This window comes from Ornithinibacillus liuyingii (genome assembly GCF_055550225.1).
The window spans coordinates 323,929-342,530 of the sequence record NZ_JBPWOS010000002.1 but is presented as its reverse complement, the minus strand read 5'-3'; the positions used below and the strand labels follow the sequence as shown (position 1 = coordinate 342,530).

General features: G+C 36.4%; 22 protein-coding genes. 6 read left to right on the top strand and 16 right to left on the bottom strand.

The features are described from left to right. Positions 1–124 precede the first annotated feature (124 nt). The 5 genes from ACSKT4_RS04585 to ACSKT4_RS04565 are packed head-to-tail and all read right to left on the bottom strand — an operon-like array spanning position 125 to position 3,131. Entirely contained in the window at positions 125–1,366 is a 1,242-nt protein-coding gene (locus ACSKT4_RS04585; RefSeq protein ID WP_211741745.1) for an ABC transporter permease, read from the bottom strand. Beyond that, positions 1,359–2,258: an ABC transporter ATP-binding protein gene (locus ACSKT4_RS04580; RefSeq protein WP_211741746.1), complete on the bottom strand. Its 900-nt coding sequence runs from the start codon at positions 2,256–2,258 to the stop codon at positions 1,359–1,361. Before ACSKT4_RS04580 ends, ACSKT4_RS04585 begins: the two co-directional genes overlap by 8 nt. Before the next feature lie 20 nt (positions 2,259–2,278). After that, positions 2,279–2,596, bottom strand: a complete 318-nt coding sequence (locus ACSKT4_RS04575; protein ID WP_211741747.1) for a DUF2178 domain-containing protein — start codon at positions 2,594–2,596, stop codon at positions 2,279–2,281. A gap of 21 nt (positions 2,597–2,617) precedes the next feature. Beyond that, entirely contained in the window at positions 2,618–2,932 is a 315-nt protein-coding gene (locus ACSKT4_RS04570) for a DUF2178 domain-containing protein (protein ID WP_211741748.1), read from the bottom strand. Beyond that, positions 2,922–3,131: a helix-turn-helix transcriptional regulator gene (locus ACSKT4_RS04565; RefSeq protein ID WP_186869315.1), complete on the bottom strand. Its 210-nt coding sequence runs from the start codon at positions 3,129–3,131 to the stop codon at positions 2,922–2,924. Before ACSKT4_RS04565 ends, ACSKT4_RS04570 begins: the two co-directional genes overlap by 11 nt. Before the next feature lie 165 nt (positions 3,132–3,296). Between ACSKT4_RS04565 and ACSKT4_RS04560 the strand changes: the two genes are divergently transcribed. After that, positions 3,297–3,482 carry a YhzD family protein gene (locus tag ACSKT4_RS04560; RefSeq protein ID WP_186869314.1) on the top strand — a complete coding sequence of 62 codons (186 nt, stop codon included), beginning with the start codon at positions 3,297–3,299 and terminating at the stop codon, positions 3,480–3,482. A gap of 298 nt (positions 3,483–3,780) precedes the next feature. Here ACSKT4_RS04560 and ACSKT4_RS04555 read toward each other — a convergent pair whose 3' ends face one another. Then, positions 3,781–4,554 (bottom strand): enoyl-CoA hydratase, encoded by a 774-nt coding sequence (locus ACSKT4_RS04555; RefSeq protein ID WP_465822885.1) that lies wholly within the window; start codon positions 4,552–4,554, stop codon positions 3,781–3,783. Between the two features lie 141 nt (positions 4,555–4,695). After that, on the bottom strand, positions 4,696–5,046 hold the full coding sequence (locus ACSKT4_RS04550) for a YlbF/YmcA family competence regulator (protein WP_186869312.1): 351 nt from the start codon (positions 5,044–5,046) through the stop codon (positions 4,696–4,698). A gap of 249 nt (positions 5,047–5,295) precedes the next feature. Between ACSKT4_RS04550 and ACSKT4_RS04545 the strand changes: the two genes are divergently transcribed. Beyond that, a complete protein-coding gene (locus ACSKT4_RS04545) occupies positions 5,296–6,177 on the top strand; it encodes a PucR family transcriptional regulator (protein WP_465822884.1) in 882 nt (293 codons plus the stop codon). Positions 6,178–6,303: 126 nt separating this feature from the next. Further along, positions 6,304–7,401 carry an ABC transporter ATP-binding protein gene (locus tag ACSKT4_RS04540; RefSeq protein WP_186869310.1) on the top strand — a complete coding sequence of 366 codons (1,098 nt, stop codon included), beginning with the start codon at positions 6,304–6,306 and terminating at the stop codon, positions 7,399–7,401. 189 nt (positions 7,402–7,590) lie between these two features. Here the strand turns inward: ACSKT4_RS04540 and ACSKT4_RS04535 are convergent, their stop codons facing one another. The 3 genes from ACSKT4_RS04535 to fumC form a co-directional block, all read right to left on the bottom strand. Continuing rightward, entirely contained in the window at positions 7,591–7,794 is a 204-nt protein-coding gene (locus ACSKT4_RS04535; RefSeq protein WP_186869309.1) for an alpha/beta-type small acid-soluble spore protein, read from the bottom strand. Positions 7,795–7,962: 168 nt separating this feature from the next. Beyond that, positions 7,963–8,172, bottom strand: a complete 210-nt coding sequence (locus ACSKT4_RS04530) for an alpha/beta-type small acid-soluble spore protein (protein ID WP_186869308.1) — start codon at positions 8,170–8,172, stop codon at positions 7,963–7,965. A 215-nt stretch (positions 8,173–8,387) separates the two neighbouring features. Further along, complete coding sequence (gene fumC, locus ACSKT4_RS04525; protein ID WP_186869307.1) at positions 8,388–9,773, bottom strand: class II fumarate hydratase; 1,386 nt, start codon at positions 9,771–9,773, stop codon at positions 8,388–8,390. A gap of 200 nt (positions 9,774–9,973) precedes the next feature. On the opposite strand from fumC, the gene ACSKT4_RS04520 reads away from it, so the two are divergent. Together ACSKT4_RS04520 and ACSKT4_RS04515 are read left to right on the top strand one after the other, a co-directional pair. After that, complete coding sequence (locus ACSKT4_RS04520; protein WP_211741751.1) at positions 9,974–10,885, top strand: zinc dependent phospholipase C family protein; 912 nt, start codon at positions 9,974–9,976, stop codon at positions 10,883–10,885. A 616-nt stretch (positions 10,886–11,501) separates the two neighbouring features. After that, positions 11,502–11,885, top strand: a complete 384-nt coding sequence (locus ACSKT4_RS04515) for a hypothetical protein (protein ID WP_186869305.1) — start codon at positions 11,502–11,504, stop codon at positions 11,883–11,885. Positions 11,886–12,174: 289 nt separating this feature from the next. Here ACSKT4_RS04515 and ACSKT4_RS04510 read toward each other — a convergent pair whose 3' ends face one another. Together ACSKT4_RS04510 and ACSKT4_RS04505 are read right to left on the bottom strand one after the other, a co-directional pair. After that, a complete protein-coding gene (locus ACSKT4_RS04510; RefSeq protein ID WP_186869304.1) occupies positions 12,175–13,635 on the bottom strand; it encodes a methyl-accepting chemotaxis protein in 1,461 nt (486 codons plus the stop codon). Positions 13,636–13,762: 127 nt separating this feature from the next. Next, on the bottom strand, positions 13,763–13,996 hold the full coding sequence (locus tag ACSKT4_RS04505; protein ID WP_186869303.1) for a hypothetical protein: 234 nt from the start codon (positions 13,994–13,996) through the stop codon (positions 13,763–13,765). 216 nt (positions 13,997–14,212) lie between these two features. On the opposite strand from ACSKT4_RS04505, the gene ACSKT4_RS04500 reads away from it, so the two are divergent. Then, on the top strand, positions 14,213–15,079 hold the full coding sequence (locus ACSKT4_RS04500; RefSeq protein ID WP_186869302.1) for a cation diffusion facilitator family transporter: 867 nt from the start codon (positions 14,213–14,215) through the stop codon (positions 15,077–15,079). Between the two features lie 212 nt (positions 15,080–15,291). On the opposite strand, the gene ACSKT4_RS04495 is transcribed toward ACSKT4_RS04500, so the two are convergent. From ACSKT4_RS04495 to speD, 4 genes are all read right to left on the bottom strand, one after another. Beyond that, positions 15,292–16,131, bottom strand: a complete 840-nt coding sequence (locus tag ACSKT4_RS04495; RefSeq protein WP_186869301.1) for a P-loop NTPase family protein — start codon at positions 16,129–16,131, stop codon at positions 15,292–15,294. A gap of 334 nt (positions 16,132–16,465) precedes the next feature. Further along, positions 16,466–17,323, bottom strand: coding sequence for an agmatinase (gene speB / locus ACSKT4_RS04490; RefSeq protein ID WP_186869300.1), 858 nt, complete (start codon positions 17,321–17,323; stop codon positions 16,466–16,468). Then, positions 17,316–18,170, bottom strand: a complete 855-nt coding sequence (gene speE, locus ACSKT4_RS04485) for a polyamine aminopropyltransferase (protein WP_186869299.1) — start codon at positions 18,168–18,170, stop codon at positions 17,316–17,318. The genes speB and speE overlap by 8 nt, the downstream gene beginning before the upstream one ends. After that, positions 18,170–18,601: an adenosylmethionine decarboxylase gene (speD, locus tag ACSKT4_RS04480; protein ID WP_186869298.1), complete on the bottom strand. Its 432-nt coding sequence runs from the start codon at positions 18,599–18,601 to the stop codon at positions 18,170–18,172. The genes speE and speD overlap by 1 nt, the downstream gene beginning before the upstream one ends. Between the last annotated feature and the right edge of the window lies 1 nt (position 18,602).

Below are 18,602 nucleotides of genomic sequence, written 5' to 3'. Positions count from 1 at the left end.
CCATTTTTGCTTCGAAGCTTTGGACACCTCGTATGATACCAAGAGGGCTCTTTTTGTTTCAATCCTCAAATTTCTTCATTACAGGAATGCTCCTAGTCTATCATTGTATTCCTCTAAACAATCATTATTCTTTTCTCGTCAACAAAATAGCTTTTTTAATATCTTTAAAAGAACTAGATTTTCCGTACATTAACACGCCACCTTTATAGACCTTCGCACCAACAATAGCAAATAGAATAATGGTTCCAATTAAAATTCCTACAGACAGAAACACTTCCCAGATTGGAATATCCAAAATACCAACACGAATAAACATAAGCATTGGTGCAAAAAAAGGAATAAACGATGTTATCGTTACAATGGAAGATTCAGGAGCGTTCATTCCGAACATCGCTAAGAAAAAGGCAACTGCAATTAATAAGATAATTGGTGTAACCATCTGATTAGCTTCCTCTACTCGACTAACTAACGATCCAAGCATAGCCGCTAATGTGGCGTATAATAAATATCCTAGTAGGTAAAATAGTATACCATACAATAAAATGGATAAAGAGGCATCTTGTAAGCCGAACGAGCCTAGAAATTCACTTAGCTGTTCCCCTTTTGACTGCAACATCATATAAGCAAATAATACAAAGATAAATATCTGTGTTAGACCTAATAAAGCGATTCCTATAATCTTCGCGAACATATGGGTAATTGGCGAAACACTAGAAACTAATAGTTCCATTACTCGAGAGGACTTTTCTGTTGCTACATCGGTTGCTATGAGAGAGCCGTACATGATGACACCAATATAGAGTAAAATCAGCATCACATAGACAATACCCTGTGCTTGATTCATTTCCTCTGCTGATTTTCCACTCTCATCTAATGCAACTGTATCCATCGCTATCGGTGAGAAAACTTCATTTATAGCTACTTGATCGATTCCTAATTGCGCTGTAGCTAGAGTTGTCTTTAGTTGTTGCAGCTGCTGCTGAACCTCTGTTTGAAGTTGACTATCAGACATATTTTTCGCATAAAAGGTAGCCTCTGGTAATCCTTCTTCGTTTAAATCAAGTGTAATTAGCGCATCATAGCTCCCTTCAATAACTAATGCTTTACCCTCTTCCAGTGACTGGGTGAAAGGTTCCAAGATAAGTTCATCATTATTTTCCTGTATGATCATCAAATCGAATAGCTCACCTGATTCATCTAGTACAGCAATAGTATCTTCATCTTCTCCAGCAAAGGTTAGAATAATCGATTCAAAGTTTACTAACAGAACTAAAAAGGCAAGAATTAAAGCAGTACTAATGAAGAATACTTTAGTTTTTAATTTGGATAGATACGTATGAGTTGTCATAATCCAAAACTTATTCATAGTGAGCACCTACCTTCTCGATAAAGATATCGTTTAGGGATGGTTCTTCTAAATCAAATTTCCGCACAAAGCCCTTCCCCTGCAGTTCACGAAAAATAACCTGTGATACTTCCTCATCGGTAATCTGTACTAAACAGCCTTCTATCGTCTGCTTGTAGTGGACTACACCATGAATAGTCTTTAAAAAATCTAAACTCATATCAGCATGAATAATTAAGTTTTTCTTACCAAAGGAGCGTTTAATCTCACGTAATGCCCCTTGCACAACTGGAGTTCCTTTATGTAATATACATAGGTGCTGACATAATTCCTCTACATGTTCCATTCGATGGGATGAAAAGACAATCGAAGTTCCTTCATTTTTCAAATCGAGAACGGCTTTCTTCAACAACTCTACATTGATCGGATCTAAACCCGAGAATGGTTCATCTAATATTAATAGCTTCGGTTTATGGATAACTGCTGAAATGAATTGAATCTTCTGCTGATTCCCCTTAGACAGCTCTTCAACCTTTTTGTCAATATATTCGGGTACCTTAAATCGCTCTAACCACGCTTCAAGCTCCTTTAACGCATCACGTTTTCCCATCCCACGCAAACGAGCTAGATAAATAATTTGCTCCCTTACTTTTAGCTTGGGATATAGTCCTCTCTCTTCAGGCAGGTAACCTATCAAACTACTTTTATCATAATCTATCTTTTCCCCGTTCCATGTTATCTCCCCAGAAGTCTGATCAAGTAATCCAAGGATCATACGAAATGTAGTCGTTTTTCCTGCACCATTACCTCCTAGAAACCCGAACATTTCGTTCTCTGGTATTTCTAAGCTTAAGTCGTTAACAGCAGTATGTCCGCCAAATCGCTTGCTTACATTTTTTATTAGTAATGTCATCGTAATTCATTCACTCCTTTCTATTCCTTAGTACTATAATAGGCGGCAGCAATTCCCATGATGATACAATGAAGAACATATAACGCATTTATCAAGAAAAAGGCAAATCCAATACCATCAAATATGATGACAACCGGTGTAGCTATTAGCATAATGACTAGCATAATATCCCACGTGCGTCCTTTCGCTTGATTATTTACCTGATAATAACGCTCATCATAGCGATGTTTTTTCTTTCCAATTCTTCGTTGAATCAAGAAAATGATTAGCATGAATAAGTAATTTAAAGCTAAAATGAATACAAGCCATGGTGCTTCTAAAAAAGTTTGACTAAACATGGTATACCTCCAGGTAAATTATTATGAGTTTTTGAAATGATAATAAAGTGCTGATCCCCCTACGGAAAGAGTGTGTAAAAAGAACACCCCCATGAGGAAAAAGTAACTAAAGGAGACCCCTTCCACAATTAATACAATTGGGATAGAAATAATCATGATAATGAACATAATATCCCAACTCTTAGCCTTTGCCCGGTTCGTTTCATATTGATTACGTTCATCATCATAATGTGCTTGCTTCCTAATTCGCCCTTGGATTAAGTAAGCTATTAATAGCCAAATAAATGTGCCTAATAACATAATGATTACCCATGGGTTCTCTAATTCACCTAACATTCTCATCCCCCTCAAAAATAAATAATTCTTCTATGCTACATTCAAAAATTTGTGCTAATTTATGAGCAAGTACAAGAGAAGGCTTATACTTTCCCTTTTCTAATGAGATTATGGTTTGCCTCGATACTTTTAAAAGCTGTGATAAATCTTCCTGAGTCATATTTCTTTCTGTTCGTTTTTCACGAATTAATGTTTTCATACTATCTCCTACTTCATGTAAAGTTGACTTCACGTAAAGTGTACTATACATCAAGCATCAAAGTCAAGGGCACTTTACATTTTACATTCTATCCATCTATATAGAAGGATTTTTTATAATAAAAGTCGAATAGTAAACAATAAGAAAAACTTCAGGAGGGAAACGATGAAGACATATGTATTAACTGTTTTTGATAAATCCGGGGAGAAATTATTGGATGAGTCATTTCAAGCTGCCAATGATCAAGAAGCAAAAAAACTAGGAGAAGAACGACTTGCGCAAAAAGGTTATCAGGAGCATACACATCGATGTGTTTCACCAGAGGCAAAGCTAGTATTGTTCCACCGTTAATAGAAATTACACTCAGAAGGTTAGCTAGTACTTAAAATAACGCGGCGTAAAGTAAAAATAGCGCGGAAACCTTCGGAAATCGCGCCGGAATAACAAAAGTCGCGCAATATGGAAGAAAAATAGCGCGGCCTTCATTAAAAGTCGCGCGACACATCCATAATGGCGTGACTTTTGATGAAGGCCGCGCGAAATACTACAAGTCTCTCGCGACTTTATCCGTTTTATTGAGAAATCGACAGATGGGGAATTACCTCCGCATACTACTCTGATTACTGTTCATTCCAAATTATTCATATTCTCATTTACCGGCAAAGCTCGGTTTCCTTTTCTCTAAAAACGCGAGTACTCCCTCCTTATGATCCTCCGTACTTCTCAGCTGCCATTGGTTCTCTTTTTCTCTTTCTAAATAATAATTTAATGTTTCGACATGCAGGTTGTGATAGGTCATTTTCGTTCTAAGCATTGCCTCAAGTGGAGAAGCAAGTAACCGCTGCCCAAGATTAGTAGACTCTTCCAATACATCCTGTTCCGTTACAATATCTACTAGTCCCATTTTTTTTGCTTCAGTAGCTTTAACCTGTCTTGGATTTCCCCAAATAAATTGCTTCGCTTGCTGTGTCCCAAGGCGCTGTTCTACCCAGAAATGCCCCCCGCCATCAGGAGCTAAACCTACTCCAATAAATAACATCCCAAATTTAGCCTCTTGGTGTGCGACAACATAATCAGCAGATAGTGCTAAGCTTAATCCTAATCCAGCAGCTGAGCCTTGAACACTGGAGATGACGATCTTCGGCATCATGTAAAGTTTCCGCACAATCTCAGTAATCGTGTCCATAACACGATCAAAGAACGCTTTATTAGCAAAGTCCTTCATCATGGCAATATCGCCACCCGCACAGAAGGCGTTCCCATTCCCAGAAAGAATAACAATTCTGTCATTATTCTGTTCCACTTTTTCAAGTGTCATTAGAAGTTCTTCAAGCATTTCCTTATGGAGTGCATTATATCGGTCTGGTCGATTTAAGGTAATATGCGATACGTGCTGCTTACTTTCCAATGTCACAAACGTCAATTTCATTCCCCCCTCATTTATCTAGAACGTGCTATTACATTATTCGATAGACAAGGTGATAATTCCTGCTATTATGCTGAAGTAGTACGTAATTTAAGAATTAAAAAAGAGCCAGGATATTTCTCCTCGCCCTTTCATATATTAACCCTGTTGAGAACCGTATAGTTCTTCTAGTGGCTTCGTAATAATTTGGCTAATTTCATTAATTACCATATTTAAACGTTGCTCATGTTCCATTAATTGTGAAATTGCCTCATGTTGTTGGACTAATTCCACTACTTTACGGGCATTGTCAATCTCTTCTTCGGTAATTTCTTGACCTTGCATTTGCTTTTGTTGTAGTTCCATTTGTGTATCACGGAAATCTTCAAATGTTTTCTTTGCTGTTGGATCTCCCATAACCGCTTCAAATGCGTCCTTTAGTCCTTTAAATTCCTCACTATCACGAATCGCCTTTTCTAAATCATAGGCGCTATCATACATATTAGACAAAACAAATTCCTCCTTGATTAGATTACCCCCACTATATCAAACGTAACGGGGTATGTATACTAATAGCTATTAACTTTTGATTATAAAGTTAAGATTGACACTAGGTGAACTATCTATACGGGGATTTCGCAAGGCTAACTGGCGACAAGCAGACTTGGTTATATATTTTTACTGACATAAATGGTATTTTTTAAATAGCGATTAAATTGGTATAATTAATGTAACTCTAATGAAAATGAGGTTTTTTAATTGATTGATAATTTAAAAGCGTACTTTCCTTCTCTCGAACACTATACAACCATTCCAGCAAAATTAAATAATAGCTTAAAATGGTTCCTAACTTCAGACTCTCAATTAGTCGGGATTCATCCAGATGAATTACAGGAGAAAGATTTACTTCTATTAAGTACTTTTCTGACTCCATATCATAACTTGTTTCCATCTATGACAGAAGAAGAAAAGCAATGGAAAAATTGGATTCATACTGATGAGTATCCTAATAACAATTCTACCTTTCGATTTGTCTACTTCCAATTGCCATCCAAACAAATCGAACTATCTGCATTTAAAAGTGCTATTAATCAGTTATTTGAAAGAGAAGTCCCTATTTTATGGGAAAACGAACAGGAAGGTATTATCATCGAATCGTTTAATCGTGAATTAGAAGATACTATTTCTTATAAGGAAATTATTGATATTCTAATCAGTGATTTATATATCAATATACGCTTTTTTGTAGGTCCTTATTTCCATTCGAATGAAGGAATAAAAAAATATTATCAACAAATTAAAGCTGGGGCAAAGCTATCGTTTAAATGTTCACAGCTCCAAGTTATAACCTTTTTAGAGGCTATTCCGCATATATTAGTTGATCACGCTGATTATTCCTTTAACAAAGATTTACCTAATTTAATCTTACAGGAATTTCAAGATGACAAAGAATTCATTACAATGATGGAAGTTTTCTTCAAGAGTAATTTGAATGTCTCTGTCGCTGCCAAAAAACTTTATATGCACCGAAATAGTCTGCAATACCGCATTGATAAATACTATGAAAAAACTGGGATTGATGTTCGTATATTTCATCAAGCACTTACCGTATATTTGGCCATTCTAGCGTTAAATAAATAACTTTATGTAAACATGCACAAAGAGCAGCCATATCTTTGTGCATGTTTACTATTTTGTCCATTCGTCCTATTTACTATAATTAATTCAGAACATAAAAACGCTTTCATTTTTAAGGGGGACTTGTACATGGCTGAATTACGCTTAGAACACATTCAAAAGAAATATGATAAGGACGTAGTAGCTGTTAATGACTTTAACTTACACATTCAAGATAAGGAATTTATTGTCTTTGTTGGACCTTCTGGATGTGGTAAATCCACTACACTTCGTATGATTGCTGGTCTAGAAGAAATCACGGACGGGGAGCTATACATCGATGATAAGAAAATGAATGATGTCGCTCCTAAAGACCGTGACATTGCAATGGTATTCCAAAACTATGCCCTATATCCGCATATGAATGTATATGATAACATGGCCTTTGGATTAAAACTACGTAAGTTTAAAAAAGACGAAATTGACAAACGTGTACAAAACGCGGCAAAAATTTTAGGTCTAGAAGCATACTTAGATCGTAAACCAAAAGCTCTTTCTGGTGGACAACGTCAACGTGTTGCATTAGGTCGTGCGATTGTTCGTGATGCAAAAGTATTCTTAATGGATGAACCATTATCAAACTTAGATGCGAAATTACGTGTACAAATGCGTGCAGAAATCCAGAAGCTTCACAAACGCTTGCAGACAACTACGATATATGTAACCCATGACCAAACAGAAGCAATGACGATGGCTACGCGCTTAGTGGTAATGAAAGATGGCGTTATCCAACAAGTCGGTGCACCAAAAGAGGTTTATGATAATCCTAATAACGTATTTGTTGGTGGATTTATTGGCTCACCTTCCATGAACTTCTTTACAGGAGTAGTAAAAGGCTCTGAATTTGTAATGAATGACGTAAAGATTAGAATCCCAGAAGGAAAACTAAAGGATCTCAAGGCAAAGGGTTATGTAGACAAGGAAGTCATTTTAGGTGTACGTCCAGAGGATATTCACGATGAGTTAATATTTATCGAATCCTCTCCTAATACTAAAATATCAGCTTATATTGACGTAGCGGAATTAATGGGTGCAGAAACATTCTTATACTCGAAAATAAATGAGCAAGATTTCATTGCTCGTGTGGACTCAAGAACTGATATTAATGGCGGAGAAACGATAGACCTAGCACTGGACATGAACAAAGTACACTTCTTCGACGCTGAAACAGAAGAAAGAATAAAATAATATATCAAAAATTGAGCTCGTTATTTTTAATAATAACGAGCTTTATTTTATTTCCAGACATATATTTTGTTAATTTTAGGGAATTATTTCAATAAATTTGTAAATAATACAGGTAACAATTATACAAAAGGAAAAGCCAACTAGGACTTTTCCTTCTATTTTAAGGAGCTTTACTACTCCTAGCCATTATTATTGAGTTTTTCCAGACATTTGTTGTTGAGCTGTTTGTACTAGACGCTTAGTAATTTCTCCACCAACAGAACCGTTAGAGCGAGAAGTATTGTCAGCACTTAGCGTAACACCAAACTCAGAAGCAATCTCATATTTCATTTGCTCAAGGGCTTGTTCTACTCCTGGTACTAGTAATTGGTTTGAATTGTTATTGTTAGCCATATTTATCACCTCCTGCACTAGTTAGTGTGAACAGAACATGTTATCTTATCACAAGAAATGAATGGCAATAATAGGTTTTTATGAAAAATAGAAAGCTAAAGGGAAAGCCAAAGACTTTCCCTATTAGAACGGTTTTTAAAAGGGGGTCTCCCCCCTTATAGCCAGTCATTATTGAATTCTACCAGATAATTGTTGTTGAGCAGTTTGTACTAAACGCTTAGTGATCTCCCCACCAACAGAACCGTTAGCACGAGAAGTAGTATCAGCACCAAGGTTTACACCAAACTCAGAAGCGATTTCAATTTTCATTTGTTCTAAAGCTTGTTCAGCTCCAGGTACTAGTAATTGGTTTGAGTTATTGCTGTTGTTGTTAGCCATGTTTATCACCTCCTGTAATTATATTGTGAGCAGAAGTAAAAAACTTATCACAAAAAAACATTGGTAAATTGTGGTTAACTATATATGTATATAATTCGCTGGTTAATAACGTTTTAGATAGGTATGGAGCATTGATTTAGTGGCAAATAAACGGTTATTTTGGTGAGGAAAGGTATACTAAAAAAGGAATCCCACTTGACGGGATTCCTTTTACTTTATTTTGGATGAGTCATTTCTCTCGGATTCACATATTGGTCAAATTCTTCAGCAGTTAATAAGCCTAATTCAATCGCAGTATCTTTTAACGTCGCGTTATCAGCAAATGCTTTTTTCGCGATTTTAGCTGCATTTTCATACCCGATATGAGGGTTTAAAGCTGTCACAAGCATAAGTGAATCATTAAGATATTTATCGATTTGCTCTAAATTTGGCTCAATTCCTTGTGCACAACGTTCATCAAATGACAGCATACTATCAGCTAATAGCTCACATGATTGTAAGAAGTTATAGGCAATGACTGGTTTAAATACGTTTAGTTCAAAGTTTCCTTGGCTCGCTGCAAAACCAATTGCCGCATCATTTCCCATTACTTGAGCCACGACCATCGTAACCGCTTCGCTTTGGGTTGGGTTTACTTTACCTGGCATAATAGAGCTTCCTGGTTCATTTGCCGGAATAGTAATTTCACCAATTCCACAGCGCGGACCACTAGCTAACCAGCGAACATCATTTGCAATCTTCATTAAGTCCGCAGCAAGCCCTTTTAATGCACCATGGGCATAGACTGTTTCATCATGACTTGTTAAGGCATGAAATTTATTTTTTGCAGATACAAAATCTTTTCCAGTGTAATTACTTACTTCTTGACAAACACGTTCAGAAAACTCTGGATGTGCATTTAATCCTGTACCAACAGCTGTTCCACCAATCGCTAATTCTTTTAAGTAAGGTAAGCTAGATTCAATCATACTTTCCGATTTCTCTAGCATACGATGCCATCCACTGATTTCTTGTCCAAGTGTTAATGGTGTTGCGTCCTGTAGATGTGTTCTACCAATCTTAACAATATCCGCAAAAGCTTCCATTTTTGTTTTAAATGTTTGTTTTAACTGACGTAATGCTGGTAATAAAACATCTTCAAGCTTTAATACTTCCGCAATATGCATGGCAGTTGGATATGTGTCGTTAGAGCTTTGTGATTTATTTACATCATCATTCGGATGTAGTGTAAGCTCGCTACCTTGTTCTTTTAACCATTTATTCCCAACATGAGCAATCACTTCATTCATATTCATGTTCGATTGTGTACCACTACCTGTTTGCCATACTACAAGTGGAAAATGCTCATCTAATTTACCTTCAATAATTTGTACAGCAGCATATTCAATTGCTTCTGCTTTTTTTTGCTCCATTAATCCAAGATCACTATTTGCTTTGGCAGCACTTTTCTTTAAGATTGCAAACGCTTTTATAATTTCAGTTGGCATTGTTTCATTTCCAATTGGAAAGTTCTCTTTACTGCGCTGAGTTTGAGCACCCCAGTACTTGTCAGCAGGAACTTTCACTTCCCCCAGTGTATCATGTTCTATACGATATTCCATATGTATTTCCTCCCCAGTAATGAATGTCTTTCCTACTCTATTGTACCAAATTTTTTAAAAATGAGAATTATATTCATTACTCCATTAACAAAAAGTTATATTTTTATGTGTATCCAGATTAATTCACAATATTGTAATGCCTATTAAATTGGATTGCCCTTATAATGGAAATATCATTATTTTTATTAGGAGGACTTTATATGCCTAATATTTGGACCCATATGCTCTTTTGTGAGGAAGTAATTGACTCAATAGGTGTTACGAAGTCAATTCCCAAAAATAGCTATATTTTAAACTTAGGTGCACAAGGTCCTGACCCATTCTTTTATTTCAATTTTTGGCCATGGAAAAAAGATGGCTCCGTTAATCATATTGGAAACCTCCTGCATACTGAAAAATGTGGCGAATTCCTTATCGATTTAATCGGTTCTGTTAAAGGACAATCTGATGAACTAAAATATTATACGTTTGGATTTGTGACACACCATATATTAGATCGAAATGCACATCCATATATCCATTATAAAGCTGGGTATGAAGGAAATAATCATTCTAAATTGGAAATTATCATTGATACATTGATGATGGAACGGTATAAAAACCTAAAAACCTGGAAAACACCAGTTTATAAGGAAATCCATTTAAATAAGCAATTAAAAACGGACATAGCAGAATTGCTTTATCAAACAATCAAAAAGCACTTTCCAAACCAGGAACAGAACACAAGGAAGAATATTATTAAATCATTTAATGATATGAAATTAGCACTGAAAATCTTAGCAGATCCACATGGGTGGAAAAATAAACTACTCCATTCTATGGTCTCCTCTTTTTCTCATCAGCCAATTTTAGATCATAAAGATTATTTGAATTTAGAACATAACACGTGGTACCATCCTGCAACAAATGAACCTAGTCAGAAAAGCTTTATTGATTTATATGAGCAGGGTAGAATTGAAGCGGTTGAGATTATGAAGAAAGTAATAGGCTATTGGCAAAACGATGGCACAAAGTTGGAGGAATTAGCGGTATCAATTGGGGATATTTCTTATGATACGGGGTTACCTTTAAATCGTAATTTGCAAAATCAATTTTGTGATCCGATTATTTAAATCCGTAACTAGGATGTAACAACGTTTTTTTAAGTTAGAAAAGCAAAGAATCGTCCGCCCTACTTTGGAAAAATAGTACTTTCCAGAGTAGGACGGCTAATGAGTAAGAGTACTAGATGTAGTAAACCTTCCTGCTATCTTTTGTCGAGGAGGTTTTAGATGGGCCCAGGAGAGGAGTGCTTGCGACCGAAAAAAGAATAGATAAGCCCGCGCAAAGACAGCTTGCGCCCGACTAGTAAACACAAGTGTACCTAAGGATATCTAGTTTACTTGAATCCACGAATAGTTCTGGAACTAGTTTGTAAATTATTCCCTAGTTCTTCGATTTAATTTCCCAAATCATCCATGTCATACTTTTTTCACCTATCCCATTAATTTTTGTGCCTTATAACGCCCCTATTTTATCGACTATTCTATATAATTTCCCTACTTTGTTTATTTGAAATTTATGGTAGTATATAATTACAGGAAAAATTTAGTAATCCATTACCATTACGAGGATTATTATAGAAATGTTAAGCAGTTACGCTTTAGTGGCGGGAGAATAGTTCCCAGCTAAATGCTACTTTCCACTAGCCACTCTGAATAATGAACCAAATGAAAAGAGGGATTCAACTTGTTAAAAAAAATTTCAATGTTGCTATTAACCCTGGTGTTAGCAATTGTTACTTTATTGATAGCGGCTTCCAAACCAACAGGACCTAATACCGTTTCATTCGATGATCCAGTCGGTCTATGGACATCTCTTGGAATGCTAATCGTGTTATTTTTACCACCATTAATTTTATCGTTATTTAATCATCTTGCAGTAAAGATTATCTCCGCTATTTATCAAGGGTTTATTGTTTTGACTTTTTTCGGTCTAATCCTAGTAGGATTAATCCTTCCTAGTGTTCCAATTATCGTTTTAGGACTTCTTGGCGTTGCTACTAGTATTTGTAGTATCATTGTTACCGTTTCAGTAGGGTTGAAGAAGGAGAGATTACTTACAAATTCATAACCTTTCAAACAAAGGTGGAGTTATTCCCGGATAATACATGGCCTAGTAACGAAATACCAGGAGAAGGAAAAGAATCGATAAGTTCATAAAAAACACGGATATGCAATCTGAATTTCGTTATAAATCTTTTCCTTTTCCAAGCCATGGACAGCACTTGTCCTCCTTATGATAGGCATTATCAACAAACTAAATTTGCAATATGGCGTATTTCTTCCACTACCTTCATAACTTCCTTCCTTTTTCCACACACTAAGAATCCATGCGCTAACTATGGAGCAAATTAGCTTCTTTACGCATTCTCTAATGAGGCAGCAGCTTTAGTTGTCGTCTCAATAGCAGTAACAAAATTAGCCATTCGATTAACCTGTTCATCCACCATTGCTTCCAGTTCTTCAATTGTAGCTGTTGTTTCCTCAATGATAGAAGCTAGATGATCCACGGATTGATCAATATGCTCGGAAGAATCTTTAATTTCACCAGCACTTTCATTTAAATAGTTCAAATACTTAATGAAGTTATGTAATTGCTCGGTTATTTTTTCAAAATTTGTTTTAGCGACTAATGTACGCTCCGTACTTACCATTAATTTCTCTTTATTTTGAGCTACCTCAGATTGAGTATGTTTTGCAGCATGCTCAATCATCGTCATGTTCTCCCTAATATGCTTGGCAGTATGCTGTGATACTTCGGCAAGCTTACGAATTTCTGAAGCTACTACCGAAAATCCTTTTCCAAACTCCCCAGCACGGGCAGCTTCAATACTTGCATTGAGAGCTAAAAGATTAGTTTGCTCTGCAATACCTTGTATTTTTGCTGCATATGTATTATTCTCGTCAATTCGATGAACAAGACTTTCCATGTTCTCTGTTAGTTTTTCAAACGACTGTTTAAAGTCATTTATCGTTACCGTCAAGGATTGGATGGATTCTTGTCCCATTGTTGATAATTGGATTAAATCTTCACCATCTTCTACACTTTTACTAAACGATACCATCATTTTCTCTAATAATTTATGATTCGAATTCGTCGCTTCAGATATTCCGGAAGCAGACTCCGCTTGTTCCTGACTTGCCTTCGCAATATCATGGAACGCTGCTAGCATCTCGCTCATTTGCTTTTGGTTCATGCTACTATCTTGTTCCATCATCGACATTTGCTCTCTAACATGAAGAACGCCTTCTCGGACATTTGCTGATCGCTCCTCTTCCTGTAGCGATTTAGCTCTAAGTTCTGTTACTGTTTGTTGCATCGATTGGATAAAACCTCTCGTCACTCGAATTTGGATGAATAACACAAGAAATACTAATGCGAAAAACACGACTGTAATTGCTACCGCTCTTGTATCAAACCCTACTAGTTCACCCTTTACAGAAATAAAGAACCCTAATAATATTAGTCCTAAAACTCCCCCAGTTGTAAGTACCGCCTTCGATAAAGATACAGCTGCAACAGCCAGGAGAAAGAAGGTAAATAACATATTGGTAACATAATCTGAGCTGAGCATAACGACGAGTGACACACCAGTCAGACAAACAATAGCGAGATATGGTACTGCCTTCGTAAATATTGCTTTATAATTTAACAACGCGATTAACCCGATACCGATACCCCCGCCAATCGTAAGCGCTAACAAATTCCCTAAAGGTGCCATCACGACAAGTTCCGCTCCAAGTCCTAGTAAAAATGCAATAAGTAAAATGTACAGTAATATTCGATTCTGCCTTTTTATGATTGTCTCATTTAAATTCATCGTATTGTCCCCTTTAATCAACTTTTATATATATTTTAAGATAGGTTGAGAAAGATAGTTACTCATTACTATCTGATATAAAAACAGCCTCACCAAACGTCGGCAAGGCTGTTGATGCACAGTAGATTTATTCCCAAATATAATGTAGATATTCTTTGCGAATGCTTGTAAATTCGTCCTTATTTCCTTTTTGAATCGATTGATTCATTCTTTCTTCAAGCATCCTCTTATTCCAGTTAAAGCATAACTCATCTAAGATTAACCGTGATGACAGCTTAATTTCAAAGGATATTTCTCTTGTAGCAATCAGGACCTTTCCCTTATATGGATGAAAGCGGTAAACTACCTTTTCCTTTTTCATTGGATATGCCCCTTTGTTCCTTTATTAATATTATCCTAAATTTTTAGAATAATTGCAATGAAAATTTACAAAACGTACAAGATGAAACTTGCTCATATTATTGGAGATAGGAAACATACTGATAACATAACCTTCCTATATACTTGATACTTTTACTAGACCAATATAGCTTCGGTAAAACATAGATACATTATGTCAGCTCATGGGGGTAGTTTAATGAACCAACCAAATATAAAAGGAGGGGAAAAAGGTGCTTGGATCAGTATTTTCGCATATCTTTTTCTCTCTGCAACAAAGCTGTTAATCGGACATATAGGCGATTCCGATGCATTATGGGCAGATGGTTTAAATAACTCAACGGATATTGTTGCCTCCATCGCTATCTTAATTGGATTACGAATCTCGCAGAAGCCACCTGATCATAATCATCGCTATGGGCATTATCGGGCAGAAACGATTGCATCGTTGCTAGCAGCATTTATTATGGTAGCAGTCGGATTACAGGTGATTTTTGCTACGGTAGGTAACATGTTTGGAGACAACGCAACAAAACCTGACCTACTAACTGCCTGGACAGCTATCGCTTCAGCAATTATCATGTATATCGTTTATCGCTACAATCTTTCTTTATCAAGAAAAGTAAATAGTAGTGCATTATATGCCGCATCACAGGATAATCGCTCTGATGCACTTGTAAGTATAGGGGCATTTATTGGAATTATAGGTGCTCAGTTCGGAATTTATTGGCTAGATCCGCTTGCTGGGTTAATTGTGGGATTGATTATTTGTAAAACAGCCTGGGGTATTTTTAAAGAATCAACCTTATCATTAACAGATGCTTTTGATGAGGAACGCTTGCAAAAAATTAAACAAGAAATTAAAACATTCCCAGAGGTAAAAATTGTACCTGATATTAAGGGACGAGCACTTGGTAATCAGTCAGTACTAGATGTAACCATTAAAGTGGACCCCAATCTCACCGTAATCCAAAGCCATGACATTACCGTTCGAATTGAAAAAAAGCTTGCTAATGAATATGGAATACTGTACACACATATTCACATTGAACCATATATAAATTGAATGTTTTTAGCTACGTTGTTTGTGATATGGCTTTACGAAGAAGTTCAACCACTATAAAGAAACAATAGCCTTGGCATATAAACGCTCCGGAAAAAGTTCCGTTACTTCAGAAACAAAAGCTCGAAGCACGAAAGCGTATAGAGTTTACCGTATTTAGTATTCTGCATTTTTCCGGAGCTACTATCAGTTATTCCCTAATTTTTCCTATGTAGCTACAAGCTAGATAATCGTTTATTTAACAGCTTCTGATATCGTTGTAGCTCATAATTTGAATTATTAACTTTGAATTTTGTCATACTTAACCTATCATAGATCTCCGCTTCAATCTTCTGTCTCTCCTTAAGTACCGCCAAAGCTCCTCCCTTCCCTATATACTTCTGTTCCTTCCCGAATCCTTGATTCGTATAGTAATCTACAAACCCGTCAGACCATGCTTTCGGTCGCTCTTGAACCGCTTTTTCAAAGGAAAATTCTAAATCGTCTTGTTCCACATAAATTAAGACAGGATTTAGTTTTTCTATAATATTCGCTAACTTTAAAACATACGCTAACACATTTTCCTTCGGTTTATTGTATTTTACCATTCCAATTGTTACTGGGTTTTGAATAAAACAACATTCAAAAATTACGATTTTATTGGCAAAAGAGTATTCCTGCACAAATTCTTCCCATTTATTTGCAATTAGCTCTTTATTTCGTTCGAATGGAAGTTCATATATATCATGCTCGAATACCTTGCTCATTAGCGGATCTGGAAATTGCCTATTCAAACGAAGTTTCATTATCTCGTAAGGTAAAAAATAATGACGATCTTTTACTTGTATAAAATCTTTAATAGCTTCTTTAAGTCCCCCACTGTGTAATAACAAATCCTCATACTGTTCTCTCGTAAAACAAGCAACTCCATCATAATCGGCTGGGTGATGTAGGTCTCCCTCCAAATACAACTCTGCATCTATGTTCCTTTCCATTAAGGAATCATAGATAAGTTTTGCTGTCATTGACTTTCCAAATCCAGGTAGGCCTTCTACCAATATTAACTTCGTATCCATAATCAATTTCCCCCTACTATTTCATAATAAGCTAGAAAGATATCTAATTATTCAACATAAAAAACCCCTCCTAAATAGAGAGGGGATTAGAATGTACAGCATTCTGGGGGAATACGTAACAGTCATGCAATTTTCCGCTATAGCAAAATAGCATATCAATGTATCCCGGCGAAATGGCATACTAATCCCTTGTCTCTAGAAGCATTTGATTTTACGATCAAATTTTCTGCAAACAAAAGATTAGTTATCCATTCGCTAAGAGATACCTCCGTTCACCTTATATTATCTCAAGTATAGGGAACGGCCTTTATAAAATCAATAGTGAATCTATTACTTATTTTCCAAGTGTCAATAACATTTCTCTAACTGTTTTACAAGCCATCGCTGTCGAAGCACCAGATGGGTCATATGGCGGAGAGAGTTCTACGATATCTGCTGCAACTATATGGTTTAATTGCTGTAAATGATGAATGGCCTCTAATAGCTCTTTATAAGTAACCCCGCCAGGCTCCGGTGTACCGGTACCAGGAAAAATACCAGGATCTAGTACATCTAAATCAATCGTTACATAAACTGGTACATCCTTTAATTCTAGTACTTTTTCCTTCAAGGTTGTTAAGGCAAAACGTTCTAAATACGTGTGCTTCTTGGCCCACTCAAACTCTTCCTTCATACCCGAGCGAATACCAAATTGAAAAATTCTTCCATCACCCAAAAAATCATGACTACGACGGATAACCGAAGCATGTGACAATGTTTCACCTAAATAATCGTCACGTAAGTCTGTATGCGCATCAATGTGAATCAAATGTAGGTTCGGATATTTTTCATATGCGGCTTTAATCGTAGGTAGACTAACTAAATGTTCTCCACCAACCATTAGAAATTTCTTTCCAGCTTCTAATACCTCTTGGCTGTACGTATGAATCTGCTCAAGTGCTTTATTCGTATTTCCAAACGGCAATTCCAAATCACCACCATCATAGATAAAAGCATCTTCTAAATCTCTCTCTAAATATGGCGAATACGTTTCTAAGCCAAAAGAATCGTTTCGTATGGCCTGCATGGCAAAACGAGTTCCTGGTCGAAAGCTAGTCGTTCCATCGAATGGAATACCAAACAGTACTACTTCCGCTTCCTCATAAGTTTTCTCACAGCCGATAAAGGTGCTTATATTTAATTGCTTATTCATCCGTCTCTAGAGCCTCCTTAACATAAGAAGGTAATTGAAATGCACCTACATGTAGATCCGTATTATAATATTTCGTTTTAAGCCCAAAGCTTTTCCAATCTTCTACACGGATGTCCTTTACTGGATCAAATGTTTTCGATGCAAATCCAAACAACCAATGGCCTGATGGATAAGTAGGCATATGATACTGGTATACATTCGTAATCGGAAAAATCGCTTTAATCTTTTTCCGTGCTTTTCGCATATTTTCCGCATACTCAGCGAAATAAGGTGATTCGTGCTGATTAATTAGGATACCGTCCTTATTTAAAACACGATAGCATTCTTGATAAAATGCAGTGGTAAATAATCCCTCACCAACGGAAATAGGATCGGTTGAATCTACTAATATGAGATCAAAGGAGGCATCTGGAGCATTCTTCACATACGCTAATCCATCCTCAAAACGAAGCTCCATTCGCTTATCTTCTTCTACTCCTTTAGCCGTAACGGGTAAATATTCTTGACATAATCGGAATACTCGCTCATCAATTTCAACCATCACTACTTCTTCAACGCTAGGATATCGTAGTACTTCACGAGCCGTTCCACCATCTCCCCCACCAATGATTAATACCTTCTTGATGTTAGGATTAGTTGCAAAGGCAGGATGGACAATCATATCATGGTAAATAAATTCATCTTTTTCGTTTACCATCATTAATCGGTCTAATGTAAAAAAGGTTCCAAATTCTTTTCCTTGATAAAAATCAATTTGTTGAAATGGGCTCTTTTCACTGTGCAATTCCTTCTCATACTTTATGGAAAAGTTACATTCATTACTCCATTGTTCTGTATACCATGTCATTATTTAACACCTTCTAATAATGGTTTTACTTGTACGTCGTTGATTTCACGGTCTGCAAATTGTTTGATTTTATCAACCATACCACGTGGCACTTCAAATGATTCGGTTTGCTTCGCTTGCAGCTTTTCACCTAAATATTCTGCTGCTTTCCAAGGGCTTACGGAATCACCACAAGTATATACATCTACGGAGGCATAGCCGTATTCTGGCCAAGTATGGATGGTTAAATGAGATTCCGCGATAATTACCGCTCCTGAAACCCCATAAGGATTAAAATGATGAAACACCGATTCAACTATTGTCGCCCCAGCGTAATCTGCCGCCTCATTCATGAACTTCTCAATTAATTTATTGTTTTCAATAATATCACTTGGACAACCGTAAAACTCAATTAATACATGTCTTCCTAATGTCGATAATTTGAAACCCATT

Excerpts from the sequence above, each read along its gene's own strand:
- ACSKT4_RS04585 (WP_211741745.1), bottom strand. The coding sequence starts at position 1,366 with ATGAATAAGTTTTGGATTATGACAACTCATACGTATCTATCCAAATTA.
- ACSKT4_RS04580 (WP_211741746.1), bottom strand. The coding sequence starts at position 2,258 with ATGACATTACTAATAAAAAATGTAAGCAAGCGATTTGGCGGACATACT.
- ACSKT4_RS04575 (WP_211741747.1), bottom strand. The coding sequence starts at position 2,596 with ATGTTTAGTCAAACTTTTTTAGAAGCACCATGGCTTGTATTCATTTTA.
- ACSKT4_RS04570 (WP_211741748.1), bottom strand. The coding sequence starts at position 2,932 with ATGTTAGGTGAATTAGAGAACCCATGGGTAATCATTATGTTATTAGGC.
- ACSKT4_RS04565 (WP_186869315.1), bottom strand. The coding sequence starts at position 3,131 with ATGAAAACATTAATTCGTGAAAAACGAACAGAAAGAAATATGACTCAG.
- ACSKT4_RS04560 (WP_186869314.1), top strand. The coding sequence starts at position 3,297 with ATGAAGACATATGTATTAACTGTTTTTGATAAATCCGGGGAGAAATTA.
- ACSKT4_RS04540 (WP_186869310.1), top strand. The coding sequence starts at position 6,304 with ATGGCTGAATTACGCTTAGAACACATTCAAAAGAAATATGATAAGGAC.
- ACSKT4_RS04535 (WP_186869309.1), bottom strand. The coding sequence starts at position 7,794 with ATGGCTAACAATAACAATTCAAACCAATTACTAGTACCAGGAGTAGAA.
- ACSKT4_RS04530 (WP_186869308.1), bottom strand. The coding sequence starts at position 8,172 with ATGGCTAACAACAACAGCAATAACTCAAACCAATTACTAGTACCTGGA.
- fumC (WP_186869307.1), bottom strand. The coding sequence starts at position 9,773 with ATGGAATATCGTATAGAACATGATACACTGGGGGAAGTGAAAGTTCCT.
- ACSKT4_RS04520 (WP_211741751.1), top strand. The coding sequence starts at position 9,974 with ATGCCTAATATTTGGACCCATATGCTCTTTTGTGAGGAAGTAATTGAC.
- ACSKT4_RS04510 (WP_186869304.1), bottom strand. The coding sequence starts at position 13,635 with ATGAATTTAAATGAGACAATCATAAAAAGGCAGAATCGAATATTACTG.
- ACSKT4_RS04505 (WP_186869303.1), bottom strand. The coding sequence starts at position 13,996 with ATGAAAAAGGAAAAGGTAGTTTACCGCTTTCATCCATATAAGGGAAAG.
- ACSKT4_RS04500 (WP_186869302.1), top strand. The coding sequence starts at position 14,213 with ATGAACCAACCAAATATAAAAGGAGGGGAAAAAGGTGCTTGGATCAGT.
- ACSKT4_RS04495 (WP_186869301.1), bottom strand. The coding sequence starts at position 16,131 with ATGGATACGAAGTTAATATTGGTAGAAGGCCTACCTGGATTTGGAAAG.
- speB (WP_186869300.1), bottom strand. The coding sequence starts at position 17,323 with ATGAATAAGCAATTAAATATAAGCACCTTTATCGGCTGTGAGAAAACT.
- speE (WP_186869299.1), bottom strand. The coding sequence starts at position 18,170 with ATGACATGGTATACAGAACAATGGAGTAATGAATGTAACTTTTCCATA.
- speD (WP_186869298.1), bottom strand. The coding sequence starts at position 18,601 with ATGGGTTTCAAATTATCGACATTAGGAAGACATGTATTAATTGAGTTT.